At 32.0% G+C, this 25066-nt stretch carries 28 protein-coding genes; 13 read left to right on the top strand and 15 right to left on the bottom strand.

All coding sequences use genetic code 11. The features are described from left to right. Window positions 1-88: 88 nt before the first annotated feature. On the bottom strand, window positions 89-2227 hold the full coding sequence (locus ACFSSE_RS00210) for a transglycosylase domain-containing protein (RefSeq protein ID WP_379044881.1): 2139 nt from the start codon (window positions 2225-2227) through the stop codon (window positions 89-91). Window positions 2228-2365: 138 nt separating this feature from the next. Here ACFSSE_RS00210 and ACFSSE_RS00205 point away from each other — a divergent pair, with 138 nt between their 5' ends. The 3 genes from ACFSSE_RS00205 (at window position 2366) to ACFSSE_RS00195 (ending at window position 4561) form a co-directional block, all read left to right on the top strand. Further along, the gene (locus tag ACFSSE_RS00205; protein ID WP_379044884.1) at window positions 2366-3433 is read left to right on the top strand and encodes an Mrp/NBP35 family ATP-binding protein; all 1068 of its coding nucleotides are present in this window, start codon (window positions 2366-2368) and stop codon (window positions 3431-3433) included. A gap of 53 nt (window positions 3434-3486) precedes the next feature. After that, window positions 3487-3747, top strand: coding sequence for a NifU family protein (locus tag ACFSSE_RS00200; protein ID WP_379045006.1), 261 nt, complete (start codon window positions 3487-3489; stop codon window positions 3745-3747). 184 nt (window positions 3748-3931) lie between these two features. After that, window positions 3932-4561 (top strand): carboxypeptidase-like regulatory domain-containing protein, encoded by a 630-nt coding sequence (locus ACFSSE_RS00195; RefSeq protein ID WP_379044887.1) that lies wholly within the window; start codon window positions 3932-3934, stop codon window positions 4559-4561. Window positions 4562-4686: 125 nt separating this feature from the next. On the opposite strand, the gene ACFSSE_RS00190 is transcribed toward ACFSSE_RS00195, so the two are convergent. From ACFSSE_RS00190 to def, 7 genes are all read right to left on the bottom strand, one after another. Beyond that, complete coding sequence (locus ACFSSE_RS00190) at window positions 4687-4986, bottom strand: helix-turn-helix domain-containing protein (protein ID WP_379044890.1); 300 nt, start codon at window positions 4984-4986, stop codon at window positions 4687-4689. Window position 4987: 1 nt separating this feature from the next. Continuing rightward, a complete protein-coding gene (locus tag ACFSSE_RS00185; protein ID WP_379044893.1) occupies window positions 4988-5326 on the bottom strand; it encodes a type II toxin-antitoxin system RelE/ParE family toxin in 339 nt (112 codons plus the stop codon). Window positions 5327-5451: 125 nt separating this feature from the next. Continuing rightward, window positions 5452-5709, bottom strand: coding sequence for a DUF6364 family protein (locus ACFSSE_RS00180; RefSeq protein WP_379044896.1), 258 nt, complete (start codon window positions 5707-5709; stop codon window positions 5452-5454). 152 nt (window positions 5710-5861) lie between these two features. Next, window positions 5862-6041 carry a hypothetical protein gene (locus ACFSSE_RS00175; RefSeq protein ID WP_379044899.1) on the bottom strand — a complete coding sequence of 60 codons (180 nt, stop codon included), beginning with the start codon at window positions 6039-6041 and terminating at the stop codon, window positions 5862-5864. A 63-nt stretch (window positions 6042-6104) separates the two neighbouring features. Continuing rightward, window positions 6105-6266 (bottom strand): PIN domain-containing protein, encoded by a 162-nt coding sequence (locus ACFSSE_RS00170; RefSeq protein WP_379044902.1) that lies wholly within the window; start codon window positions 6264-6266, stop codon window positions 6105-6107. Further along, on the bottom strand, window positions 6263-6508 hold the full coding sequence (locus tag ACFSSE_RS00165; protein WP_379044905.1) for a hypothetical protein: 246 nt from the start codon (window positions 6506-6508) through the stop codon (window positions 6263-6265). The genes ACFSSE_RS00170 and ACFSSE_RS00165 overlap by 4 nt, the downstream gene beginning before the upstream one ends. 372 nt (window positions 6509-6880) lie before the next feature. Next, window positions 6881-7474, bottom strand: a complete 594-nt coding sequence (gene def, locus ACFSSE_RS00160) for a peptide deformylase (RefSeq protein WP_379044908.1) — start codon at window positions 7472-7474, stop codon at window positions 6881-6883. A gap of 110 nt (window positions 7475-7584) precedes the next feature. Here def and ACFSSE_RS00155 point away from each other — a divergent pair, with 110 nt between their 5' ends. From ACFSSE_RS00155 to ACFSSE_RS00145, 3 genes are all read left to right on the top strand, one after another. Continuing rightward, the gene (locus ACFSSE_RS00155; RefSeq protein ID WP_379044911.1) at window positions 7585-8361 is read left to right on the top strand and encodes a T9SS type A sorting domain-containing protein; all 777 of its coding nucleotides are present in this window, start codon (window positions 7585-7587) and stop codon (window positions 8359-8361) included. 69 nt (window positions 8362-8430) lie between these two features. Continuing rightward, window positions 8431-9972 (top strand): GNAT family N-acetyltransferase, encoded by a 1542-nt coding sequence (locus tag ACFSSE_RS00150; RefSeq protein ID WP_379044914.1) that lies wholly within the window; start codon window positions 8431-8433, stop codon window positions 9970-9972. 150 nt (window positions 9973-10122) lie between these two features. Beyond that, window positions 10123-11421, top strand: a complete 1299-nt coding sequence (locus tag ACFSSE_RS00145) for a UDP-N-acetylmuramoyl-tripeptide--D-alanyl-D-alanine ligase (RefSeq protein WP_379044917.1) — start codon at window positions 10123-10125, stop codon at window positions 11419-11421. A 178-nt stretch (window positions 11422-11599) separates the two neighbouring features. Here ACFSSE_RS00145 and rmuC read toward each other — a convergent pair whose 3' ends face one another. Then, window positions 11600-12943 carry a DNA recombination protein RmuC gene (gene rmuC, locus ACFSSE_RS00140; protein WP_379044920.1) on the bottom strand — a complete coding sequence of 448 codons (1344 nt, stop codon included), beginning with the start codon at window positions 12941-12943 and terminating at the stop codon, window positions 11600-11602. A 276-nt stretch (window positions 12944-13219) separates the two neighbouring features. Here rmuC and ACFSSE_RS00135 point away from each other — a divergent pair, with 276 nt between their 5' ends. The 7 genes from ACFSSE_RS00135 (at window position 13220) to ACFSSE_RS00105 (ending at window position 18283) form a co-directional block, all read left to right on the top strand. Then, window positions 13220-13507 carry a TIGR03643 family protein gene (locus ACFSSE_RS00135; RefSeq protein WP_379044923.1) on the top strand — a complete coding sequence of 96 codons (288 nt, stop codon included), beginning with the start codon at window positions 13220-13222 and terminating at the stop codon, window positions 13505-13507. 92 nt (window positions 13508-13599) lie between these two features. Beyond that, complete coding sequence (locus ACFSSE_RS00130; RefSeq protein WP_379044926.1) at window positions 13600-14013, top strand: 6-pyruvoyl trahydropterin synthase family protein; 414 nt, start codon at window positions 13600-13602, stop codon at window positions 14011-14013. Beyond that, the gene (gene folE, locus ACFSSE_RS00125; RefSeq protein ID WP_379044929.1) at window positions 13976-14671 is read left to right on the top strand and encodes a GTP cyclohydrolase I FolE; all 696 of its coding nucleotides are present in this window, start codon (window positions 13976-13978) and stop codon (window positions 14669-14671) included. Before ACFSSE_RS00130 ends, folE begins: the two co-directional genes overlap by 38 nt. Before the next feature lie 2 nt (window positions 14672-14673). Continuing rightward, complete coding sequence (locus ACFSSE_RS00120) at window positions 14674-15372, top strand: SDR family NAD(P)-dependent oxidoreductase (RefSeq protein ID WP_379044932.1); 699 nt, start codon at window positions 14674-14676, stop codon at window positions 15370-15372. Then, entirely contained in the window at window positions 15373-16026 is a 654-nt protein-coding gene (locus ACFSSE_RS00115) for a flavin reductase family protein (protein ID WP_379044935.1), read from the top strand. 118 nt (window positions 16027-16144) lie between these two features. Then, window positions 16145-16792, top strand: coding sequence for a TetR family transcriptional regulator C-terminal domain-containing protein (locus ACFSSE_RS00110; RefSeq protein ID WP_379044938.1), 648 nt, complete (start codon window positions 16145-16147; stop codon window positions 16790-16792). A gap of 180 nt (window positions 16793-16972) precedes the next feature. Next, window positions 16973-18283 (top strand): ABC1 kinase family protein, encoded by a 1311-nt coding sequence (locus tag ACFSSE_RS00105; RefSeq protein ID WP_379044941.1) that lies wholly within the window; start codon window positions 16973-16975, stop codon window positions 18281-18283. A 43-nt stretch (window positions 18284-18326) separates the two neighbouring features. Here ACFSSE_RS00105 and ACFSSE_RS00100 read toward each other — a convergent pair whose 3' ends face one another. The 6 genes from ACFSSE_RS00100 to ACFSSE_RS00075 form a co-directional block, all read right to left on the bottom strand. Continuing rightward, complete coding sequence (locus tag ACFSSE_RS00100; RefSeq protein WP_379044944.1) at window positions 18327-19715, bottom strand: M20/M25/M40 family metallo-hydrolase; 1389 nt, start codon at window positions 19713-19715, stop codon at window positions 18327-18329. A 98-nt stretch (window positions 19716-19813) separates the two neighbouring features. Next, entirely contained in the window at window positions 19814-21919 is a 2106-nt protein-coding gene (gene recG, locus ACFSSE_RS00095; protein WP_379044947.1) for an ATP-dependent DNA helicase RecG, read from the bottom strand. Window positions 21920-21926: 7 nt separating this feature from the next. Continuing rightward, window positions 21927-22850: an EamA family transporter gene (locus tag ACFSSE_RS00090; RefSeq protein WP_379044950.1), complete on the bottom strand. Its 924-nt coding sequence runs from the start codon at window positions 22848-22850 to the stop codon at window positions 21927-21929. After that, a complete protein-coding gene (locus tag ACFSSE_RS00085; protein ID WP_379044953.1) occupies window positions 22850-23230 on the bottom strand; it encodes a RidA family protein in 381 nt (126 codons plus the stop codon). Before ACFSSE_RS00085 ends, ACFSSE_RS00090 begins: the two co-directional genes overlap by 1 nt. Continuing rightward, on the bottom strand, window positions 23231-23380 hold the full coding sequence (locus ACFSSE_RS00080) for a DUF6728 family protein (protein ID WP_379044956.1): 150 nt from the start codon (window positions 23378-23380) through the stop codon (window positions 23231-23233). It abuts the gene before it with no gap. A 67-nt stretch (window positions 23381-23447) separates the two neighbouring features. After that, the gene (locus ACFSSE_RS00075) at window positions 23448-24917 is read right to left on the bottom strand and encodes an OmpA family protein (RefSeq protein WP_379044959.1); all 1470 of its coding nucleotides are present in this window, start codon (window positions 24915-24917) and stop codon (window positions 23448-23450) included. Window positions 24918-25066 lie beyond the last annotated feature (149 nt).

Genomic DNA, 25066 nt, shown 5'->3' with positions numbered 1-25066 from the left:
AATTTATTTTTAATTCAACCATGCATTACAAGGTTCATACCTAATGCCAATTAAAATACAAATTATTTTGCAAAAACGTTATAAAAAATTAGTCTTTTTGACTTTCCTTACGCTTATCTCGTCGTTCTTGACGTAATTCTTTAGGCGTTTTAGACAAAGAATCTACTTTTTGTTGCTCTGGAGTAAAAATTTTCTTTAAAAAAGTTTCTTTCTTTTCTAACGAATCTTTTGGTGTTCTTCTGTTAAAAATATCCAGATTAAAAAATCCGTTTTCATCTTCCTCGGCTAAACTATCCGGCAAATAATCGCTAGGTGCAATTTGCTTACGTAAACTTTCTCTTAAGCGTACATTATAAAACCCGTAATTACTACTGTCTTGTTCTATATAACCTCTTCTTGCCATTAATCTTCCAATTAAATTAAAATAACCAGTTAAGTAATATTTTAAACCACCGTTGGGTTGCCAGCTATATAAAGAAGATTTTGGTTTAGGAACTATATGCGCTAAATAAATAGCCTCTCCAATAGTTAACTCTGCCGGAGACTTACTAAAATAATATCTTGATGCTTCGCCAATTCCGTAAACATTACGCCCCCACTCTATTACATTCAAATACACTTCATACATTCTAGATTTCGAGGTTAAATGCTGATTTTCTATTAACCAAACAATTAAAATTTCTTCAAATTTGCGAGCTAAATTTTTATTACGGCTTAAGTAAACGTTTTTTACCAGTTGCATAGAAATAGTACTGCCACCTCTTTTAAAAGATTTGGCTTTGAAGTTTGTAGCTATAGATTGCCTTATAGATTCTTCTACAAAACCTTTGTGGTTATAAAAAGAAGGATCTTCCGATGTTAATAAAGCATTTTTAATATTTGGAGAAATGGACGTTATTGGTGTATAATTAGGGTTTTCTGGTCCAATGATAATATCTCTTACTGGCTTTCCTTTTTCGTAAGGAGTGTAAACAAAAGATGAATTAATTTTTTGAAAATTGGTTTCTCCAAATTTCAAGATTTTAAAATCATCGCTCCCAGTTAAAGTAGAATTAAATATTACTTTTTCTGGTTTTGCAGCATCTAAGTGAAAATTAAGGGCATAATCTAATTTACCTTGTACCTTAATACCTTCTAAAGACTCAAATAATCCTATTGGAAAAGCATCAAAAATATGCTGTGCAACTTGATCGTAAGCATTAACTTTTAATTCGTAAATTTTCTTCTCTCCTAAAGTAATTTTAACAAATGGATTTATCTGGGCATTGCCCAAACTAACAATAGAAGAACTATCTAGGGCAATATAATTTTTCCCAATTAGCATTTTGGCATCAATACTGCCAGTTTTTACAATTACATCTTTAGCAGCAATTCTTGGGTGGTTTATTAGTAAATTTCTAACATACCAAGTTCCTTCAATCTCAAAATTATCCCCTTCTCTTTCGGCACTTGTCATAATGGTTCGTACGGTATCAAAACTTAGTTTAAGCCCATATTTACCGAATAAATAAGGCACTTCTACCTTTTTATTATCAGCATAAAACTTTAAATCTAATTGCTGTTTAGACGGATTTGCCGTACCCGCTACATGCCAAACTGCTTGGTTGGTATTTAATTTTATAGTAGAGTTTACTTCACCACCATTTATGGTTGCACTTTCTGCTAAAACATTAAACTGAGTAGTATCATGATCAAACTTTATCAAAAAGTTTTTCACATCCAAATCATCCGGAATTTTGTCTAAGGTTTGGCTTAAGAGTTTGTTTGCCAATTCAGATAAATCAGCTTTAGAATCGGTTTTTACAGTATCTTTAGTGTCCTTTTTAAATAGAAAATCATAATTACTAATGGTGTCTTTTTTCACCAAGGATATGGTAGCATTATGAATGGCCAATTCTGCAATTTTAATATTGCCAAATAGTAGTGGCCAAAGCTTTACCCCAACTGTTAAATCATTAATTGAAGCTAATTTTTCTTTGTCTTGCGGCACTACATCAATAGCATTAAAATATACGCTTGATAAGCCACTAAAACCGTAAGAAGCTATTTTTACATTCAAATTATACGTGCTTTTGGCCTTGATAATTCCTTTCTGAACTGCTGATTTTAGTATCGCATCTCTTTTTTGATAAATAAGTACAACACCAATTGAAAGTGCTAAAACAACACAAGAAGCGGCAATTATTATCGTTTTTTTATATTTTTTAAAAAAAGAATTCTTTTTCATTTCATTCATAGCAATAGCATAAACGCTAAAATTTAACGTCAAATATATTCTTATATTTTTTGTTTTTATGTCAAAAACTGAGCCTCATCTAATTTTATCGGGCTAAGTTTTGTAATTTCGAACATAATTTAATTTAAAATGGTTTTAACAAAAGAAAATATACTTGCAGCACTTAAAAACGTTGAAGACCCTGATTTAAAAAAAGACTTGGTAACGCTTGGAATGATTGAGGATTTGGTGATTGATAGCAATAATGTGAGTTTTTCTGTTGTGCTTACAACACCAGCTTGCCCAATGAAAGAAATGCTTGAAAACGCTTGTAGAAATGCAATTAAACATTTTGTAAGTAAAGAAGCAGAGATAAAAATAAATATGACCAGTAGAGTTACCCCAACCCAAACACAACTAAGGGGTAATATTAAAAATATTATTGTGGTAGCATCTGGTAAAGGCGGGGTTGGTAAATCTACCGTGGCTGCAAATTTAGCTTTAGGTTTAAAACTAAATGGCGCAAAAGTTGGACTTATTGATGCTGATATTTATGGTCCATCTGTCCCAATTATGTTTGGTGTACAAGATGCAAAACCAAAAGCAAGCGAGGTTGATGGAAAAACAAGTATAGAACCCATTGAGAAACATGGTATAAAATTATTATCTATAGGTTTTTTTACAGATCCAAATCAACCTGTGCCATGGCGTGGCCCAATGATTTCTAATGCTGTAAAACAATTATTTAACGACGCAAGTTGGGGCGAGTTAGATTATCTAGTAGTTGATTTGCCTCCAGGCACTGGCGATATACACATTACTGTTACTCAAAGTTTCCCAATTGCAGGTGCAGTAATTGTAACTACACCACAACAAGTAGCTTTAGCAGATGCAAAAAAAGGAATTGGAATGTTTAAGATGGAGGCAATTAATGTCCCTATTTTAGGAGTGGTAGAAAACATGTCGTATTTTACACCTGCAGAATTACCAGACAATAAATACTATATTTTTGGTAAAAATGGAGGTAGAGAATTAGCTGAAATATATAATACCCCGTTTTTAGGCGAAATACCTTTGGTACAAAGCGTAAGTGAAGCCGGAGATGCAGGCACACCAGTTGTGATGCAAGAAGGGCATCCAATATCTAAAGCATTTATAGAGCTTGCCCAAAAAGTAGCACAACAAGTAGCCATTAGAAATAACGAAGCTAAAATTTAAACAGGTTCTAAAAGAAGTTAAATAATCCGTATTTTTATACAAATTCAAAAATGATGAGTGATCAAGAAGATTTATTAGCTAAGGTTGAGGCCGCATTAGATACCATAAGGCCTTATCTTATTGCTGATGCCGGAAACGTTTCTATTATTGAAATTACAGAAGACAAAATTTTAAAATTAAAACTTTTAGGTTCTTGCGAATCATGCCCAATGAGTATGATGACTTTAAAAGCAGGCATTGAACAAGCGGTAAAAAAAGCTGTACCAGAAATTGTTTCTGTTGAAGCTATTAATGTTACACCTTTAGAAGTTTAACATAAAAAGGCTAAAAGCAATATGCATTCAGCTTAATGCAAATTATTTAGATTTAAAAATTAGTTGAATCTTTATAATTAAAACATTTTAATAGCCTTTTCGTTAAATAGGAAAGGCTTTTTGCTTTAACAAAAATTAACACAATAAATCTAAAATGTTTTTTAGTTTTATTTTTTTTAGAACATTGAAAAATATAATCCTCCTTCTGTTTTTATTTATTGGCTTGCAATCATTTGCACAGCAAGAAAAACCTTTGGTTCAATTTTCTGGTGTTATTTACGATGCCGATAGCAATTCTGTTGTTCCTTATGTAACAATCAGAAACGTTACTGATAACGGAAAATCGTCTTCTGCAAATTATAAAGGCTATTTCTCTTTTGTTGTACATGAAGGTGATAGTATTGTTTTTAGTTCTGTAGGTTATAAAAAACTCGAATTGATTATCCCAACTAAAGTAAAAGATAAAAAATTTACCGCCATTATAAAAATAAAACCTGATAACATAGAACTACCAATGGTTACGGTTTTCCCTTGGGCAAGTGTTGATGAGTTTAAAAAAGAATTTTTATCAATGAAATTTGCAGATGATGATTTAGAAATTGCGATGAAAAATCTTTCAAAAAGCAGTTTAAGAGAATTATCTGCTAATTTACCAAGAGATGGGCAAGAGTACCGCTCAAACAGTTTCCAAAGCAACCATTATAACTTAAGCAATAAAAACATGGTGCAAACCAATCCACTTTTAAATCCGTTTGCATGGGGTGCTTTAATTAAGCAAATAATGGATGGGGATAAAAGAAGGGCTGATGATTAGGGTGGTTAGATTATTTTAAACAATTGTAATTTATTTACCCTACTCCACTTCAGAAACTAAGCTGTAATTATTATTTGATATTTATAGTGCGAATTTAGAGGTTTATAGAATTGCCTCGTTTTATTCTACAAAAAGGTTAAACCAATTCTTTTATTTAGTCCTACCTCAAATATTCTTATTAAAGTTGAGAGTTGAATATTTCCTCTCCCATTTTCGATTCTTGAAATATAACTTTTTTTAGTCCCCGCTTTATTAGCTAATTGTTCTTGGGTTATTTTGGCTTCTTTTCTAGCATCCTTTAGCATTTCACTAATGATAAACATTTGAGACTTTTCTTCATATATATTTCTAGTTTCAGTTCCAATTTTACCATGTTCAACTTCAATAAGTTGTTCAAATGTTTTAATGTTATCGTAATTTTTCATTTTAGTATTTTTTAGATTTAAAATATTCGTCTTTTAACTTTTGAGCTTTACTAATTTCATTTGAAGGTGTTCTCTGAGTTTTCTTCTGGAATCCGTTAAATAGAACCACTAATTTGCCTTCATCAAAACAGCAAAATATTCGATATATATTTGATTGATATTCAATTCTGATTTCATACAATCCATCTGTTCCAGTTATATGTTTGAAGAATTTTTCGGGCACTTTATCAACCTGTTTTATAAGTTCAAATACATATTGAATCTTTCCTTTTACCTTTTCATCTTGTTTTCGGTAAAATTCAATAAAATAACTTTCATAAAAAACAAGTTCTCTATTCATTACGCAAAGTTATCTCAAAAGATAACTATTTGCAAGCTTTGCAGATTTTATTTTGATTAAATCTTTTAAAAAGGTTTAAGAGGAATTCTGACTGACAGAATCTTTAGGTTTTTAATATAAAGGAATTATAAAAATCTTACTCTTAAATGCTTTTCTTCTAATACTAATTTTAATTCTTTTTTGTCATCAAAATCTTTAGGAAGATTTACAACACCAACAATTTTCCTCAGCTTTGGAGATAATTCATTTGATGAAGATTCTTGTGTGATGGTACCAAGGTAGTTTTCAATGATCTCGGATAAGCTTCTACCAGTACTTTTAGCATAAATTTTACCCCGTTCTACAACGGACTTTTTAACTGTTAAAGTGAGTTTGGTCGTCATGTTACGTAGGTTTTATTTTAAAGATATGTGTGTCTGATTATTTTTCAAAACGGATTACTTTTTAACATTACAACACACAGTTTTACAATAAATTTAAAAGCCTTAAAATACGAAGTGTCCTCGAAAAGAGAGACCCTGCTTTGACTTAATTTTTAATTTTGCAGAGTCCAATCTTCTATGTCAATTTCTTCAAGTCGATCAAAATCACTTACATTTTTTGTAACCAAAGTTAGATTGTTGAAAATTGCAGTTGCACCGATAAGTAAATCAAAGTCATCTAAAATTTTTCCTTTAGTTTTTAATCTCGCTTTCTCTTTAGCATAGATATCCAAGGAAGGGTATGTTGGAATTATAACAAACTTTTCTTGAAAACTATTTAGTGTTAGCAGGTTTTTTTATTTCTGTGCACTTTTCTCAACGCCATACTTTAGTTCAGCAACGGTTATTTCTGAGATAAAACAATTTTCTATCCCAATGTTCTCAATTCTTTCTCCCAAATTAAATTTTCCATTTAAAAAATATGCACAGATATTTGTGTCTAAAAGATACTTTTTCAAAAGTCAATAGATTTACGACTGAATTTTCTTTCATTCTTTAAATCTTCCACAAATTCATCAGCTGATTGATCTAACTCTAATGAACCAAATAAAGATTGCCAGGAATTATCTTTTTCGTTTTTTGTAGTTTTCATTGGTTTAGAAAGCTTTGCAATTAGCTCTAATTTATTATTAGGGCTTAGGCTTTTTAGCAATGTAAAGTAACTTTCTATCAAGTTGCTGTTTATATCTGCTGTTTTCATGCTCATAGTTTAACTAAAACAAATTTACAAAAATAATTGCTTCTACAAGTTTTATAGGTTCTGATATTATTTACAACTTCGTTAAGTATTCTGCATCACCAAAAATGCTTTAGGTAAACTGATGGGAAAGTTATTGTGACGCGACCGAACACAGTCCTCAATTTTTAATTTAAGATTTAAGTGACCGCTGAAATAGCGAACCTTAAACAAGTTGGATCTGATTATTTCTTAAAGCGGATTATTTTTAAGATTATAACACACAGTTTTACAAGAAATTTAAAAGCCTTAAAGTACGAAGGGTCCTCAAAAAGAGAGAACTTGCTTTGAATGAAATGTTTTCATTAAATATAACTAAATTACAAACCCCAAAACCTACCTCCCCTTTTTCATCAAAGGAAATTTCATTTTATAATCAACTTTTACAGCACCTTTAGCAATAGCGTCTAACCTACCTTTTAACATTGTTTTTCGCAGCGGGTTTATTCTATCCGTAAAAAGTTTACCTTCTATGTGATCATACTCATGTTGTATCACTCGGGCAGCTAAACCTGTAAACTTCTCTTTATGCAGTTTAAAATTTTCATCGTAATAGCTTACTAAAATATTTTTATGTCTGCTCACGTTTTCCCTAACATCAGGGATACTTAAACAGCCTTCATTAAAAACCCATTTTTCTCCGGTTTCTTCTTCAATTTTAGCATTAATAAAAACCTTTTTAAAGTTTTTTAACCCTTCTTTATCTTCTTTATCTTCTTTATCATCCTCATCAACAAATGGAGAAGCATCTATTACAAATAACCTGATAGCCAAACCAATTTGAGGTGCTGCTAAACCAACGCCACTTGCAGCATACATAGTTTCGAACATGTTATCGATTAAAATACCTAGTTGTGGGTAGTTTTCATCAATATCTGTTGCAATTTTCTTTAAAACTGGATCTCCGTAAGCTACTATTGGTAATTTCATTTGGCAAAAATAAACAATTATGTATCTATTTTGGTATAGATGCAGTATAACATCAAAATAAATGATATTTGAATTTTTTTTTTTAATAACTTTAAGAAATTTTTAATCTTATGAAGAAAATACTACCATTTCTTTTTGTTATAATTTTTACTTTAAACAACGCTTTTGCGCAATGTACCAACCCAACTGGCGGTAGTATTACTGGTAAATCAAGCGGATGCACAGATAGGGTAGAAATTTATGAAATAACTGGTGTTACAGGCGCTAATGACTACGAATGGACAATTACTGGTGCTTCTGGAAATACACGCCTATCTGCAACTCGTTACAGCATAGTTTTCGGCTCTGCTGCTGTTTCAATTAGTGTAGTTCCAAAAAACGGAACCTGTTTAGGCACTGCTGTTACAAAAACTATTTCGGTTAGTAATACCCCAAATAAACCAATAATAAGCCAAGTTGGTTCAGAAATACAATCAAGTACAACTGCAACAAGTTATCAATGGTATTTAAATAGCGCTCCTGTTGGCGGTGCCACTGCAAAATCATTTGCGCCCATTACCAATGGTGTATATATTGTAGAAGCTGTATCAGCTGGTGGTTGCAGCGTTTTTTCTGATGGCTTTAACTATGTTAGAACAGCAATAAAAGAAGATGCTGTTTTTGGTGCTTTTAGCTTTTACCCAAACCCAATAACAACTGATGTTTCTGTTGATTTTACAGAACGATACGACTTAGATTTTTTTGACTTTACGGGACGCAAAATTTTATCAAAACAAAACTTGCAAGGCAAACAAACAATTGACCTTACAACATACAATAGAGGGCTTTACTTAATGCGTATAACAAGTGGTGGCAAAACTGCGGTACGAAAATTGTTATTAAAGTAATAGAATTAATACTTAAACTGAACCCTGAAAAATTTCTTTTTTCAGGGTTTTCTATTTAAATTAAAATATATGTCAACAAAACCAAATCAAATAGAAACTGTAGAACTTAGAACCCTAAAGCAAGAAGATTACCATGATTTAAAAACAGCCATGATATCGGCTTACTCTGGAATGGGAGAAAGTTATTGGAGAGAAAAATCAATTGACAAGTTAATAGAGATTTTTCCGGAAGGCCAGCTTTGCGTAGAAATAAATGGAAAAGTTGTTGCCACTGCATTAAGTATAATTGTAGATTATGCTAAACTTGGAGAAACACATACTTATGTACAAGCTGTAGGAGATTACACTTTTAATACCCATACTTATAAAGGAGATATTTTATACGGAATTGAGGTTTTTGTACATCCTGATTACAGGGGAATGCGCCTTGCTCGTAGATTATATGATGCCCGTAAATTATTGTGCGAAAATTTGAACTTGAAATCTATTATTTTAGGAGGCAGAATACCCAATTACGAAAAATTTAGTAAAGAATTAAGTCCACGCCAATATATTGACAAAGTGAAGATGAAGGAAATTTATGATCCTACACTTACTTTCCAAATTTCTAACGATTTCCATGTTAGAAAAATATTGAAAAATTATTTACCCGAAGACCAACAATCAAAAGAGTTTGCTACACTTTTAGAGTGGAATAATATTTACTATGAGCATATAGATAACTATCTAAAAAAATCAACAGTAAGAATTGGCTTGGTACAATGGCAAATGCGTTTGTTCCCAACCGTATCTGACTTAATGGAAAGTGCAGAATATTTTGTGGATGCAGTAAGTGATTATTCTTCTGATTTTGTGGTTTTCCCTGAGTTTTTTAATGCGCCTTTAATGGCCGATTATAACCATTTAGGCGAAGCAAAAGCAATTAGAGAGTTAGCAAAACACACTGAATATATTAGAAACAGATTTTGTGAGCTCGCGGTTTCTTATAATGTAAATATTATTGCCGGCAGCATGCCTTTAATAGAAGATGATAAATTATACAATGTATCATACCTGTGCCGTAGAGATGGAAGTTACGATAGATCTATTAAAATACACCCAACGCCTTCTGAAATAAACTCGTGGGGAATGAGCGGTGGTAATGAGCTTAAAGTATTTGATACAGATGCTGGAAGAATTGGTATTTTAATTTGTTATGATTCTGAATTTCCGGAATTGGCAAGGTTACAAGCTCTTGAAAAAATGGACATTTTGTTTATTCCATTTTGGACAGATACTCAAAATGCTTATAACCGAGTGCGTATATGCTCGCAAGCCAGAGCTATTGAAAACGAATGTTATGTGGCTATAACTGGTTCTGTAGGTAATTTACCTAAAGTGAATAACATGGATTTACAGTATGCACAATCAGCTATATTTTCTCCATCAGATTTTGCTTTCCCATCAAACGCAATAGTTGCAGAAACCACTCCAAATACAGAAAACATATTAATTGCAGATGTAAACCTAGATTTGCTGAAAGAATTACATGAGTTTGGAAGCGTTAAAAACTTAAAAGATAGACGTACAGATTTTTACGATTTAAAACTTAAATCAAAACCTAAGCAATAATTTTTGCTTAAAGTAGATTGTTTAAAATCAAATGGCTTGCAATTTTGCAGGCCATTTTTTTATTCTTAATCCTTGTTCATTGTCCCAAGATTTATTAAACATAAAAATATCCAAAAAACCCTTTAACTTTATGGCTCAAAATCATCATTAATGACAATTACAGAATTATACAAGCATTATTTAGCCCATCCAATTATTTGTACCGATACAAGAAAAATAGAAGTTGGCTGTTTGTTTTTTGCCCTTAAAGGCGATAATTTTAATGCAAATACGTTTGCTAAACAAGCCTTAGAAAAAGGTGCTGCTTTTGTTGTAATTGATAATGCAGAATATCAATTAAGTGCTAAATATATTTTGGTTGATGATGCTTTAACCACTTTACAAGAACTTGCTAAACACCACAGAAAACAATTAAATATCCCTGTAATTGGCTTAACAGGAAGCAACGGAAAAACCACCACTAAAGAACTAATAAATAGTGTTTTAAGCTGCAAATTTAAAACATTAGCTACCAAAGGGAATTTAAATAATCATATTGGCGTCCCGCTTACTTTGTTAGAAATTGGACAGGATATTGAAGTTGCCATTATAGAGATGGGTGCTAATCACCAAAAAGAAATTGAAATGCTTTCAGAAATTTGCCAGCCAACTTATGGTTTAATTACCAATATAGGGAAAGCACACATGGAAGGTTTTGGAGGCGTTGAAGGGATAAAAAAAGGTAAAGGCGAATTGTATGATTATTTGCAAAACCATAATGGGATAGTTTTTTTAAATGGAGATAGTTTAGCATTAACAGAGATGGCTACCCAAAGAAGTTTTAAAGAAACTGTTTATTACGGCACAAGCAATTTGTGCAAAACAAGAGGAGAATTAACAGAAAATGATCCATATCTAAAATTAAAATGGACTAATGGTGAGAACAATTATGAAGTAGCTTCGCAGTTAACGGGAATATATAATTTCGAGAATATTTTAGCAGCGATAGCAATTGGTTTAAAGTTTGGGTTAAGTGCCCAAGAAATAAATAAAGGCGTAGAAAACTATGCACCTCAAAATAATAGATCTCAAATAATTAAAACTACAAAAAACACCGTAATTGGAGATTATTATAATGCAAATCCTAGTAGTATGGCACTTGCCGTAGAAAATATTAGCAGGTTAAACGCTCCAAAAAAGGTTTTAATCTTAGGTGAAATGTTTGAAGTTGGCGAAACAACTGCCGAAGAACATTTGATTATTTTACAAAAAGCATTATCATTTAATTTTGATCAGGTTATTTTAATTGGAGAAGAGTTTAAAAAACTAAGTTTAAATCCGGGTGCTTTATACTTTGAAAGTACAGCACTAGCTTATGACTATTTGAAAAAGCATCCTATAACAGATACTTTAGTTTTAGTAAAAGGTAGCCGTGTGATGAAATTAGAAAGTTTAATGGAATTGCTGTAATTGATATCCTCATCTCCTCGGTCTGTGTCCTCACAGACTGAGATAAAACAAACTCAACATCGGTCGGTATCTTCACTACTGTTACCACAAACAAAATCCACTTCGGTCGGTATCCTCACAGACCGAAATTACAAATCAAGGAATGGTTTGTGCGGAAACAGAGCAAGGTTGAAATTCTTTACTCATCCAATAAATTTGCATCAATACTTTTAGTAGCTTTTGCGCCTAATTTTCTAAGATTTTCAACTCTGCTAACTAAATTTCCGTTACCAACACTTAATTTGCTCATCGCATCTTGATACACTTTTTGCGATTTATCAATATGCTCCCCTACTTTTTGTAAATCGTTAACAAAACCTACAAACTTATCGTACAAAGCACCTGCTTTAGTGGCAATATCAATAGCGTTTTTGGTTTGCTGCTCTTGTTTCCAAATAGAAGCTACCGTTTTTAATGTTGCTAATAAAGTAGATGGTGTAACAATAACTACTTTTTTATCCCAAGCGTAATTAAACAATTCTTGGTCGTACTGTACGGCAATAGCAAAAGAAGATTCTATTGGCATAAATAACAACACAAATTCCGGCGAATTTATTTTGTACAAAGCTTGGTAATTTTTAGTCCCTAAACCTGTAACATGAGACTTAATAGCATTAATATGTTGTTTAATAAAAATAGCTTTTTCTTCATCAGTTTCTGCATTTACCAATCTTTCATAAGCAATTAAAGAAACTTTAGCGTCAATAACAATGTGTTTTTCATCAGGTAAAAAAACCACTACATCAGGTAATAACCTATTCCCATCATCAGAAATATAACTTCCTTGTTTACTATAATTTATTCCTTCAATTAGGCCAGAACCTTCCATTAGCTTATCCAAAACCATTTCGCCCCAATTACCTTGCTTTTTATTATCGCCTTTAAGGGCTTTGGTTAAATTTTGAGCTTCTTCGCTAATTTTTTTATTCAGCTCCATCATTTTGGTAATTTCGCCTTTCAAAACGTTCCGCTCGTCCGATTCGGCTTTATAAACTTTCTCAACCTTATCTTCAAAAGCTTTAATATTCTCTTTTAAAGGATTTAATAGTAAATCTAAATTAGTACGGTTAACCTGTGTAAACTCTGCGGATTTTTGTTTTAAAATTTCTGTAGCCATTAATTCAAAATCTTTAGAAAATTTTTCTTGTGTTTGAGCAATAAATTCTTGTTGCGCAACTAACTTTTCTTCTTGTGCTTTAGAACCTTCTTGATATTTTACTATCTGTTGTTTTTCGTAAGATACCTGCTCAATTAAATTAGCTTTCTCGGCTTCGAGCTTATTAATTCTTAATTGTAAATTATTTTCTATCGCTAGTTTTTCTTCCTTAACATTTAAGATTTGTTGCTGTGCAACGGCCAAATCTGTTATTAAGTTTTGGTATTCTGCTAAATCAACAGAAGCATTGTTGGCAGGCTTCTTCAAAAAAATAAAAACAGCAACAAATAAAATAATTACAGCAACAAATACAAAAGCTAATTCCATAAACAAAAGGTTAAAAATCTAAGAGCCTGTTTAGATTTGAATTTTAAGAATGGGTATGAATTATTTTTAAGTGAAACCAGGCAAATATTGTAGAGATAGCCGGAAGCTATTTCGAAAAATTTAACGAAGTTGGAGCCAAAAAGAAGCATAAACAAATTATGAGACAAATTTTAAACAGGCTGTAAATTAAGTAAATTTTAAAAGCTACAGAATAAGCCATCGCATTTAATGCTCATAACCTAAAAACAAATTTTAAAATAAGCTGTTTTTACATTGATGATTAAAGAAGAAAACTTATTGAGCATTGCCGATATAGACCGCATAATTGAAATGGCTTGGGAAGACAGAACTCCTTTTGAAGCGATTAAAATACAATTTGGATTAAGCGAAAAAGAAGTAATTGTTTTGATGCGAAATCAACTAAAACCTAGTAGTTGGCGGTTGTGGAGAGAAAGAGCGCAAAAGATTTCTCATAAACATGTAAAAAAAAGAACGTTAGACATGCTTACCTTTAAGTGCAAACAACAGCGAATTATTAGTTTTAACAAAATAAGTAAGCGATAGGTATTTAAATATCTATAATTACTAAAACTTATTCATCCAAATTCTTGTAAATTGGTTAAAACAAAAAACCTTTTTTAAAGTTGATATCAGTAATGAAACAGAAAGTAGCCGTTTTTAGAAAAGAACATTTTAATGCCGCACATAGGTTAAACAATCCGAATTGGACAGACGAAAAAAACAAAGCGTTTTTTGGAAAATGTAATAACCCAAATTTTCACGGACATAATTACGATTTAATTTTAAAAATTAGTGGTTTTGTTGATGAAGAGACAGGTTATTTATTGGATACAAAAGTTCTTTCGGATTTATTGAAAAAGCATGTAATAGAGAAATTTGACCATAAAAATTTAAATTTAGATACCCAAGAATTTAAAACACTAAATCCCTCAACAGAAAACATTGCTATGGTGATTTATGATATTATGAGACCATTAATATCTGCAGATTTAGATTTAAAAGTTACACTTTATGAAACTGAAAGAAACTATGTTGAATACCCAGCTTAATAATACAGTAGAAAATCTTTTAATAGATGCCATAGGCGATGAACATGTAGGTACATCTTATGATACCCCATTACGTGAGGATGCTTTTGATTTAGACGATGAAACTAAAATTGAAATGATAGAAAAACATTTCAAAAGCATTATGGATATTATGGGTTTAGATTTAACTGATGATAGCTTAAAAGGAACTCCAAAAAGAGTTGCAAAAATGTATATTAATGAAATTTTTAGCGGTTTAAACCCAGCTAATAAGCCTGATATTAAGCTTTTTGACAACAAGTACCAGTACAACCAAATGCTGGTAGAAAAAAACATCACCTTATTTAGCAATTGCGAGCATCATTTTGTGCCAATTATTGGAAAAGCACATGTTGCGTACATTAGCAGCGGTAAGGTTATTGGTTTATCAAAACTAAACCGTATTGTACAATATTATGCGCAACGCCCACAAGTACAAGAACGCTTAAACATACAAATAGCTAATGAATTAAAACGAGTTTTAGAAACCGAAGATGTTGCAGTAGTAATAGACGCAAGTCATTTATGTGTTTCATCAAGGGGGATAAAAGATACGCAAAGTTCAACCATTACGGCAGAGTATGGTGGTGCTTTTTTAAATCCTGATGTTAGAAACGAATTTCTTAAACATATCTCTTAATTATGAATTATTTAGTAGTAGGTGGTAGCTCAGGAATTGGCTTAGACTTGGTAAAGAAATTGGTAGCAGAAGGTCATCAAGTATGGTCGGCCTCTCGCCAAAGAGGAGAAATACCAGAACAAGTAAACTATATAGAGTTAGATGTTTTAAATGATTTTGATAAACTGAAATACGATTTGCCCGACGTTTTAGACGGTTTAGCTTATTGTCCAGGAACCATCAATTTAAAACCATTTATGCGTTTAACAGAGTCAGATTTTATAACCGATTTTAACGTAAATGTTTTGGGTGCTGTTAAAGCCATTCAAGCTAGTTTTAATGCTTTAAAAAAATCTGAAAGTGCTTCAATATTATTGTTTAGCACAGTAGCTGTACAAACAGGGATGAGTTTTCATGCCAGCATAGCAGCATCAAAAGGTGCTTTAGAAGGTTTAACAAAATCTTTAGCTGCAGAGTTTGCAACAAGCAAAATTCGTGTAAATGCAATTGCTCCTTCTTTAACAGATACACCTTTGGCACATGCTTTAATTTCTACCCCAGAAAAAAAAGAAGCTTCTGGCAAAAGACACCCTTTAGGTAGAATTGGTACATCTAAAGAACTTTCAGAAGCTGCATTTTTCTTACTTTCGTCTAACAGTTCTTGGATAACCGGACAAATTTTAGGTATAGATGGTGGAATGTCTGCTATTAAAAGTTTTTAAATGTTAGAATTTAACTCTGCAGATATAACGGCGATGGATAAAGGTTTCAGAACTACATTTATTAATAGTATTTCTGGTTTTAAAAGTTTACAATTGGTAGGAACCTCCAATGATAGTGGAGAAACTAATTTGGCCATTTTTAATTCAATTTTCCATGTTGGGGCAAACTCACCTTATATTGGTTTAGTAGTTAGGCCAAAAGGTAGTGAGCATGAGACCATGTTTAACATTTTACAAACAAAAAATTATACATTAAACAATGTTATATCAAATTGTTTTGTAAATGCCCACCAAACAAGCGCAAGGTATTTAGCAGGGCAATCAGAATTTGATGCTTGTGGTTTTACCGAAGAATATATTGATGGTTTTAGCGCTCCATTTGTAAAAGAGGCAAATATTAAAATTGGTTTAGAATTTAAAGAATATTTACCATTCTTATTAAATAAAACTAAAATTGTAATTGGGGAGGTAAAGCATATTTTAATTGACGGTGAATTATTAAGTGAAGATGGATTTGTAGATTTGCATAAAGCCGAATCTGTCACATCTTCTGGTTTAGACGCTTATTATACTACTCATTTTTTAGGAAGGCTTTCTTATGCCAAACCAGAAAAACAACCAGAGTTTTTGAACGTTAATAAAGAAAATAAATAATTAGGTAGTTAAGGCGGGGTATTTGCAACAATCTTTTTGTAGTTCTTGAACTCCGCTCAGAATCATAATAAAAAAGATTTTCGGTACTTTTCCTAACTCAAAATAAAAAATAAATCAAATGGCTACAAAACAAAAAATAGAAACCGCTTACATTGATTATGTTTTAACGGAAGGTAAAAAACCAACATCGGTTTTTGCTTTTGCAAAAAAAAACAAATTTGCCGAAGAAGAATTCTACAAACATTTTGGTTCTTTTGAAGCTATTGATGCCGCAATTTGGACATCCCTATTTACACAAACTATTAATGAAGTAAAAGCCCAAGAAATTTGGGATACGTACAGCGTTAGAGAAAAAGCACTTTCATTTTATTATTCATTTTTTGAACTTTTAAAATCAAAAAGAAGCTTTGTAAACTACAGCATGGCGCAATTTAAAAAAGGAATTCATACGCCAGTACAACTAAAAGAAAGCAAAGAAACATTTGAAGAATTTAGCACCGCCCTAATTAACGAAGGTTTAGAAACTGGTGAAATAAATGAAAGAAAATTTGTAACCGCTAAATACAAAGATGCTTTGTGGCTACAATTGGCTTTTTTACTTAACTTTTGGCTTAAAGATTTTTCTGCCGGGTTTGAAAAAACTGATGAAGCAATTGAAAAAGGTGTTAATGTAACTTTTGATTTATTCCAGCGAAGCCCAATTGATAATTTATTAGACTATGGTAAATTCTTAGCACAAAACGCGGGCTTTAAAATGGGATTTTGATTAAGTATTAAGTATTGAGTATTGCGATATGAGTATTGAGTTTCGAGATTTTTGAATTAATTACAAAAATTTTTACTCTTATAATCATTTTAAAGAACGACATTGTATCTCAATATTCTTATTAATTCTGCAAATCATTCTCATATATAAATACTCACATCTCAGTACTAAATTTATAAAATGAAAGAACAAAACAGTATTCCAGCAAGTAAAGTAGCCCGTTCTGCAAAGTTTGTGGGTACTGGTATCAAAATAGGTGGCAATTACATCAAACATTATTCTAAAAAAATATTTAATCCGGATTTAACCAGAGACGAATTAAATGAGGATAATGCTAATGATATATATAGCTCTTTAAGTGAATTAAAAGGTAGTGCATTAAAAGTGGCGCAAATGCTAAGTATGGATAAAAACATACTTCCAAAAGCTTATGTAGATAAATTTTCACTTTCGCAGTATAATGCGCCTCCATTGAGTGGCCCGCTTATTATGCAAACTTTCAAAAAAAATTTCGGTAGCACCCCTGATAAAATTTTCGATAAATTCGATTTAAAATCAACCAATGCTGCTTCAATTGGTCAAGTTCACAGGGCAGAGTTAAAAGGCAAAAAACTAGCTGTGAAAATTCAATATCCTGGAGTTGGTGGTTCTATTTCATCAGATCTTAAAATGGTTAAACCTTTTGCATTTAGGTTATTAGGGATGAGCGAAAAAGAGTTGGCAGTTTACATGAGAGAGGTTGAAGAGCGCTTATTAGAAGAAACAGATTATGAATTAGAAGTTGAAAATTCTTTAAAAATATCTGCTGCTTGCGTTCATATTCCAAACTTAGTTTTCCCTACTTATTACCCCGAACTTTCTGGACCTAAAATTATAACCATGAGTTGGTTAGAAGGGATGCACTTAAAAGAATTTTTAGCTACAAACCCAACTCAGGAAGTTAGAAACACTATTGGACAAGCTTTATGGGATTTCTATAACTTTCAGCAACATGAGTTAAGGGCAGTACACGCAGACCCTCATCCTGGAAACTTCTTAATTACACCAGATAATAAATTAGGAATAATAGATTTTGGCTGTATAAAAGAACTTCCAGATAGTTTTTATTACCCTTTTTTCGCTACTACATCAACAAATTTATTGAATAATAGAGAAGAAACCATTAAAGCTTTTAGAGCTTTAGAAATGATTTTACCAAAAGATAATGAAGCACAAATTGAATTTTATTATCAAACCTATAAAGAAATGATTGCCTTGTTTGCACAACCTTATACCCAAGGAGAATTTGACTTTAGCAAACCAGAATTTTTTGATTCTTTATACGGTTTTGGAGAGAAAATAGCCAAAATGCCTGAGTTTAAACAAGCCAGAGGTGTTAAACATTTTATTTATGTAAACCGCACAAATTTTGGTTTATATAATATTTTAAATGATTTAGGTGCTACAGTTAAAACAGATACTTACAAACCTCATTTAAAAGATACATTTTAATTTTACTACCTCAATTTCAAATTTAATTGAGGTAGTAAATATATTATTTTCTCTGTATTCCGTAAGTGTCTATTAAATAAACTAAACTTGTCATAGCTGCGGCTCCTAATTCTAATTCTCTTTCATTTACGTTTTCAAAAACATCGTTAGGTGTATGATGAATATCAAAATAACGCTGCGAATCTGGCCTGAAACCTATTAAAACAGCAGTATTTAGTTTTTGAAGGTGAGCAACATCACTTCCGCTACCACCTTTTACTAATTTATCTATTAAATAAGGCGACAATAAATTTTTCCAGTTCTCATTAATGTATTTTAAACCATCATTAGAAATATCCTGAAAAGTAAAACCACGTGGTGTAAATCCCCCACCGTCTGACTCAATAGCTGCCACATGAATTTCTTTGTTAGTCATGGCCAATTCAGCATATTTTGCACCTCCATTACCTCCTATTTCTTCATCCATAAACATTACTGCTCTTATGCTGTGTTTCGGTTTCATGTTCAATGCTTTATAAATTCTTAAAACTTCTAAACCTTGTACAACTCCAGTACCGTCATCATGCGCTCCTTCTGCTAAATCCCAAGAATCTAAATGGCCTCCAACAGTTATAAATTCGTTTGGTTTTTGTGAACCTATAATTTCGCCTACCACGTTGTACGATTTTACGTTTGGAAAAAGTTCACAATTTTGTTTAAAGTAAAATTCTATTTCTGGGAATTTTTTAAGTTTTAATAAACTACTTAATTTGTTAGCTGCTTTTGTTGAAATTGCCGCAGCAGCTACTTTAGGCTCGCCATCTATAAACCTAGTTGTTCCGGTATGCGGATAATCGTCTATACTTTCTGTTAAAGATCTTACAATCACACCAACTGCACCTAATTTAGCTGCTAAAGCTGGGCCTGCAAATCTTTGATCGCCAGCGGCACTGTAAGCTTTGCCTGTCTCTATAAAACGAGGATCAAATGGACGGTTAAAAAAAACTATTTTTCCGCTTACCATTTTTGAACCTAACTGTTCTAACTCTGCCAAGCTTTTTACTTCAATTACTTTAGCCTTAATGCCTTCTTTTGGTGTTGCAGGCGACATTCCCAAAGCACAAATTGGTACATCAATAATTTCTTTACCATTTATAATTTTACCAACTTCTTTATCTCCACGCACCCAATTTGGCACCATGCACTCCTGCAAAAAAACTTTATCAAAACCATACTTTTCCATTAAACTTTTGCCCCAGTCAACAGATTTTTGTGCATTTGCAGAACCGCTTATTCTTGGTCCAATTTGTTTACATAAATACCTTAAATTTTCATAACATTCTCCATTTACCAACGCCTCATCGTATATTTTCCTAAGCATTAAAGAATCTTGGGCTCTTGCACCAACATTAATAAAGAGTAAAAAAGAGAAAGCAATTTTTAATATTTTCATTGTTTTATGTTTTTGAATAAATGTACTATTATTTAACTAATGCTAATTGCAAATCGCCATTCAAAAAGTTTATTTGCTAAAAGATTTTGATATCGATGTTAAGATATTTTATTCAGCATGATACCAGTCTCTGATTTTAGTAATACTTTTTGCAAAACTGAATGTTCGGGGTTTTGCAAATCAGGGTCTTCCTCAAATATTTGAATCACTGTTTTTCTAGCTTCAGCCAAAATATTTTGATCTACTGTTAAATCTGCAATTTTAAGTTCCATTAAACCGCTTTGTTGTTTCCCTTCAATATTACCTGGCCCACGTAATTGTAAGTCAATTTCAGCAATTTCAAAACCGTCGTTAGTTTTAACCATGGTATCCAACCTCACTCTTCCATCTTTACTTAGTTTTTCGCCAGACATTAAAATACAATAAGACTGTTCTGCACCACGCCCTACTCTACCCCTTAATTGGTGTAACTGGGATAGTCCAAATCTTTCAGCATTTTCAATAATCATTACAGATGCATTTGGAACATTTACACCAACCTCAATTACCGTAGTTGCAACCATAATTTGCGTTTCTCCCTTTACAAAACGTTGCATTTCAAATTCTTTTTCGGCAGCTTTTAATTGCCCATGAACGATGCTTATTCTATAATCTGGCAAAGGAAACTCTCGGCTCATGGTATCTACACCATCCATTAAATTTTTTAAATCTAATTTTGCACTTTCTTGTATTAACGGATACACAATATAAACTTGCCGTCCTTTTGCAATCTCCTGTTTCATAAAACCAAACATTCTTAAACGTTGGTTTTCATATAAATGGCGAGTTTCAATTGGTTTCCTACCGGCAGGTAACTCATCTATTAAAGAAACATCTAAATCACCATACAAAGTCATAGCTAAAGTACGCGGAATAGGTGTGGCCGTCATTACCAAAATGTGCGGTGGCACTATATTTTTACGCCAAAGCTTGGCTCTTTGCTCAACCCCAAAACGATGCTGCTCATCAATTACTGCAAAACCTAAATTTTTAAACTTTACTGGGTCTTCAATTAAAGCATGCGTACCAATCAAAATAGATAGTTTACCATTTTCTAATTCATCGGCAATAATTTTTCTATCTTTCTTTTTAGACGAGCCAGTTAACAAAGCTATAGAAACAAAATCGTCACTCAGCAATCCTTTTAAAGAGTGGTAATGCTGTGTGGCTAATATTTCGGTTGGAGCCATTAAACAAGCTTGAAAACCATTATCAACTGCTAAAAGCATCGTCATTAAAGCTACAACAGTTTTACCCGAACCAACATCGCCCTGCACCAATCTATTCATTTGAATACCTTTTTGGGTATCCTGCCTTATTTCTTTAATTACCCTTTTTTGGGCATTTGTTAATTTAAATGGAAGTAAATTCTCATAAAAATAAGTGAATTTTTCCCCAACATTTTCAAAGATATTTCCTTTAAATTTTTGAGTTCTAATTAGTTTAGATTTTAGCATTCTAAACTGTATTAAAAATAATTCTTCAAACTTTAGCGTGTTTTGCGCAATTAAAAGTTCTTGAGTGCTGGATGGAAAGTGAAGGTTATTAATTGCTTTTTTACGAGCTATTAGTTTATATTTTTCTTGAATATGGTGAGGTAAAATTTCTTCAATTTCTGAGACACAGCTATCTAAAGCATTGGCCATTAACTTTTGTATGCCTTTAGAGTCTAGGTTAAATTGTTTTAATTTTTCTGTTGATGAGTAAACAGGTTGCAATTTTAAATTGCCTCTACTTATTGTTTTATTACTGTAGAGTTCAATTTCAGGGTGTGCCATTTGAGCTTTCCCATTAAAAAAAGTAACCTTCCCGAAAATAACATAAGCTTGATTTATCTCTAAGTATTTTTGTACCCATGTTATTCCTTGGAACCAAACCAATTCTATTTCGCCGGTATCATCTATTGCTTGTGCAACCAAACGTTTAGTTCGCTTTTCGCCAATAATTTCAAAAGTTTTTAGCCTAACGAGTATCTGTAAATAAGGTAAATCTTGATTAATTTCTCTTATCTTATAATATTGGGTTCTATCAATATATCTAAATGGATAATACGTAATTAAATCTCCATAAGTAAAAAGACCTATTTCCTTTTTAAGAATTTCTGCTCTTTGCGGACCTACACCTTTTAAATAGGCAATTGGAGTATTTAAAACACTGCTGAACATAAATAAATCAAATCTGCTTTAACATTCTTTTTTGATTTAATTTAAAGAAGCTGTCTTTTATAATCTTAAGATTGAAGATAATTACGGCAAAAACCAACAAGCCATAAGCTAGTACTTGATTTGCTTTTATCCCCTCGTTAAAATAAAAAAAAGCTATGCTAAAAGCAACAACTGGGTTTATGTAAATTAAAATCCCAACTGTTGATGAAGGTAATACACTAAGTGCGTATAAACTTAATAGTAGCGGAATAATTGTAAAAACAACTGAAATTATAAGTATATCTATCCAGAAGTTAATATCATTAGGTATAGGTTGAGGGAAAATAAAAAATAGTGGTAAAACTAAACCTAAAGCAATCACTAGTTGAAAACCCAACATATTTATTTTACTGATATTTTGTATTATTCTTTGAATAATTAAAAAGAAAGCATAAAATGCTGCGGTTGTAACAGACCACATTACATCCATAAAAGAACCGGTGGCTAATATAAAAATTGAAACTATGGCTAATGCTATACCAATAATTTTAAATCTGCTTAGCTCCTCTTTTAATATTACAAAACCACCTAAAGCAGTAATTAAAGGACAAACCATATAAGCAAATGCAGCCGATTTGAGGTTTACGTTATTTACTACATAAATAAAAGTAAACCAATTTAAAGTGATAAAAACACCTGATAGTAGAATTAATCCGTACAACTTGTAAGCATCTTTGCCATTTGTAGAAGCTATTTCTTTAACGTCAGCACTTAATTTTTTAGAGTTTACAATTAATATATATAACCAGCAGATTACAAAAGAGACGAAAATTCTATAATATAAAATTTGTTCTGCTGGGTATTCTTTTAAAAACCTAAACGCAATAGAGATAAATCCCCATATTACATTAGCTAATAAGGCAGATGATAAAGCTAGTGCCTTTTTATTCATCAAAATTTTACCGCTATTGCAGAAATTTCTACGTTAACGTTTTTAGGCAATGTTTTTACTGCAACCGTTTCCCTAGCGGGAAAATTATCAACAAAATACTTTCCATAAACTTCATTTACCTTCGCAAATAAACTCATATCACTCAAAAAAATGGAGGTTTTAACAATGTTTTCAAAATCTAAATCAGCAGCATTTAAAACCGCTTTTAAATTCCTCATCACTTGTGTTGTTTCTTCTTCAATGGTGCTATCTAATAATTCTCCCGTAGCAGCGTCTAAAGCAATTTGCCCAGATACATACAAAGTATCTTTAACCATTATGGCTTGATTGTATGGTCCAATTGGGGCTGGAGCATTTTTAGTATTTATAACTCTTTTCATTTATTTACTTAATAAAAATATATCAATCACTTTCCAAATAATACCAAGCAAAAAAACAATAATCACGAATTTATTGATCCAATGCATTGCTCTAATATTGAAATTTGTTGGTCTGTTTGGATCTTTCTTTCTAAAAAAATACATACACAAATTTATAAATAAAAAAAGGGAGTTCTTACATAAGAACTCCCTTTTAAAGATTAAAAAATTAATCTAATTATTTTTGTCTGAACTCAACACGACGGTTAGCTACACGACCTTCTTCTGTTGCATTAGAAGCAATTGGACGAGATTCGCCATATCCTGTTGTTGAAATGTTTTTAGCATCAACACCAGAGTTAACTAAGTAAGTTTTAACAGCGTTAGCTCTATCTAAAGATAATTGAATATTATATTCTTCAGTTCCTTCAGCAGAAGCATGACCGTCTAATTGTAATCCTTTAGATTTATCAGCTCTTAACATTGAAGATACACCATCTAAAGTTGCATAAGAAGAAGTTCTTAAAACAGAAGAGTTGTACTCGAACTGGATGTTGTTAACACCAGCCATTGTAGCTGAACCCATTTCTGGACAACCGTTTAATTCTGCAGTTCCTTTTTCTGTTGGACATTTATCTTTCCAATCTGGAATACCATCACCATCTGTATCTAATTCACAACCTGCACCATCAACTTTAGCACCTGCTGGTGTGTTTGGACATTTGTCTAAATGATCAGCAACACCGTCACCGTCAGTATCTTTTTTCAAATCAGAAACTGCTTGTTCTACGTTAGTAACGCGACCTTTTAATGCTTCAACTTCTTGACGTAAAGATGGATCTTTTAATTCATCATACATCATAGCAACTGGATTAACCCAATTTAAATCTGGTTTAGATTTAGAACCTAGAGAAAATTCTAATCCAGCTCTAACAACTGAGAATTTATCTTTAGAAGTTCCACCAGCATAAACACCGTCAAAATTATCACCATCAATAAATTTAGCATCATAACCTAAATCTAAAGCAATTCTGTCAGATAATTTAAATTTAACACCTACTCCTACTGGAATGTAAGCCTGTCTGATATAATCATTATTATCACCTGGAGAACCGAAATTTCCTTTTTGATCACCGCCCGGAGCTGGAGTACCATCACCGTCTGCGTATGTTGTGTATAAAACTGGATTAAATGCAATTAAACCGTAACCAACACTTGCGTAAAAGTTAACTGCATTAGCTCTGTTTAAAAAATCAATAGTAGCAACATTAAAAACACCGCTTAAATTAACATCATATTGAACTTGAGTTTTAGCAGTACTTAAAGGAGTTCCATTTGCAGGACCAAAACTCTGAGCCAATGTAGGAACACCTTTATTATAAGCTAAAACACTTCCTCTAGAAAGATTACCTTGTAAGCCAAATACATGACCTAGTTGTTTTCTAAGAGAAAGACCATAATAAGCTCCTAAAGTGTATTCGCCAAAACCAACATTTTTATTAAAATCGTTAGTTCCACCAGTAATTACTGAAGGGATAGATGCACCACCATAAACACCAAGTGTCCAAGTACGGTACTGTCCTCTTCCACCAAACATCTTGGCAGAACTTGAAGTAGTTGGTGTTGTCTCTTGAGCACCAGCCGAAACAGCGAATGCAGTAGCTAGAGACAAAGCAACTGTTTTTTTAATTGTAGAATAATTCATCATTTTTTTTTTAAGGTTAAACAATTTTTAATTGTATAATTTTTTGTAAAATTAATTTTAAGTTTGATTTTAGCATTTATTCAAAATCTGTTCCAAATATTTAATTTGCGACAAAAATAATCATAAAAGCTTAACAATCTCTAATTATTTTA

The sequence above is a fragment of the Pedobacter alpinus genome, from assembly GCF_042684645.1.
Taxonomy (GTDB): Bacteria; Bacteroidota; Bacteroidia; order Sphingobacteriales; family Sphingobacteriaceae; genus Pseudopedobacter; species Pseudopedobacter alpinus.
The sequence above is the reverse complement of the archived record's forward strand: the minus strand, read 5'-3'. Positions and strand labels throughout refer to the sequence as shown.

Coding starts and splice junctions, on each gene's coding strand:
- ACFSSE_RS00130 (WP_379044926.1), top strand. CDS start 13,600: ATGAAACAGAAAGTAGCCGTTTTTAGAAAAGAACATTTTAATGCCGCA.
- ACFSSE_RS00110 (WP_379044938.1), top strand. CDS start 16,145: ATGGCTACAAAACAAAAAATAGAAACCGCTTACATTGATTATGTTTTA.
- ACFSSE_RS00115 (WP_379044935.1), top strand. CDS start 15,373: ATGTTAGAATTTAACTCTGCAGATATAACGGCGATGGATAAAGGTTTC.
- ACFSSE_RS00085 (WP_379044953.1), bottom strand. CDS start 23,230: ATGAAAAGAGTTATAAATACTAAAAATGCTCCAGCCCCAATTGGACCA.
- ACFSSE_RS00075 (WP_379044959.1), bottom strand. CDS start 24,917: ATGATGAATTATTCTACAATTAAAAAAACAGTTGCTTTGTCTCTAGCT.
- ACFSSE_RS00090 (WP_379044950.1), bottom strand. CDS start 22,850: ATGAATAAAAAGGCACTAGCTTTATCATCTGCCTTATTAGCTAATGTA.
- ACFSSE_RS00190 (WP_379044890.1), bottom strand. CDS start 4,986: ATGAAAAATTACGATAACATTAAAACATTTGAACAACTTATTGAAGTT.
- rmuC (WP_379044920.1), bottom strand. CDS start 12,943: ATGGAATTAGCTTTTGTATTTGTTGCTGTAATTATTTTATTTGTTGCT.
- ACFSSE_RS00145 (WP_379044917.1), top strand. CDS start 10,123: ATGACAATTACAGAATTATACAAGCATTATTTAGCCCATCCAATTATT.
- ACFSSE_RS00155 (WP_379044911.1), top strand. CDS start 7,585: ATGAAGAAAATACTACCATTTCTTTTTGTTATAATTTTTACTTTAAAC.
- ACFSSE_RS00100 (WP_379044944.1), bottom strand. CDS start 19,715: ATGAAAATATTAAAAATTGCTTTCTCTTTTTTACTCTTTATTAATGTT.
- ACFSSE_RS00105 (WP_379044941.1), top strand. CDS start 16,973: ATGAAAGAACAAAACAGTATTCCAGCAAGTAAAGTAGCCCGTTCTGCA.
- ACFSSE_RS00185 (WP_379044893.1), bottom strand. CDS start 5,326: ATGAATAGAGAACTTGTTTTTTATGAAAGTTATTTTATTGAATTTTAC.
- ACFSSE_RS00135 (WP_379044923.1), top strand. CDS start 13,220: ATGATTAAAGAAGAAAACTTATTGAGCATTGCCGATATAGACCGCATA.
- ACFSSE_RS00120 (WP_379044932.1), top strand. CDS start 14,674: ATGAATTATTTAGTAGTAGGTGGTAGCTCAGGAATTGGCTTAGACTTG.
- ACFSSE_RS00180 (WP_379044896.1), bottom strand. CDS start 5,709: ATGACGACCAAACTCACTTTAACAGTTAAAAAGTCCGTTGTAGAACGG.
- ACFSSE_RS00210 (WP_379044881.1), bottom strand. CDS start 2,227: ATGAAAAAGAATTCTTTTTTTAAAAAATATAAAAAAACGATAATAATT.
- ACFSSE_RS00165 (WP_379044905.1), bottom strand. CDS start 6,508: ATGAAAACAGCAGATATAAACAGCAACTTGATAGAAAGTTACTTTACA.
- ACFSSE_RS00200 (WP_379045006.1), top strand. CDS start 3,487: ATGAGTGATCAAGAAGATTTATTAGCTAAGGTTGAGGCCGCATTAGAT.
- folE (WP_379044929.1), top strand. CDS start 13,976: ATGAAACTGAAAGAAACTATGTTGAATACCCAGCTTAATAATACAGTA.
- ACFSSE_RS00205 (WP_379044884.1), top strand. CDS start 2,366: ATGGTTTTAACAAAAGAAAATATACTTGCAGCACTTAAAAACGTTGAA.
- recG (WP_379044947.1), bottom strand. CDS start 21,919: ATGTTCAGCAGTGTTTTAAATACTCCAATTGCCTATTTAAAAGGTGTA.
- def (WP_379044908.1), bottom strand. CDS start 7,474: ATGAAATTACCAATAGTAGCTTACGGAGATCCAGTTTTAAAGAAAATT.
- ACFSSE_RS00150 (WP_379044914.1), top strand. CDS start 8,431: ATGTCAACAAAACCAAATCAAATAGAAACTGTAGAACTTAGAACCCTA.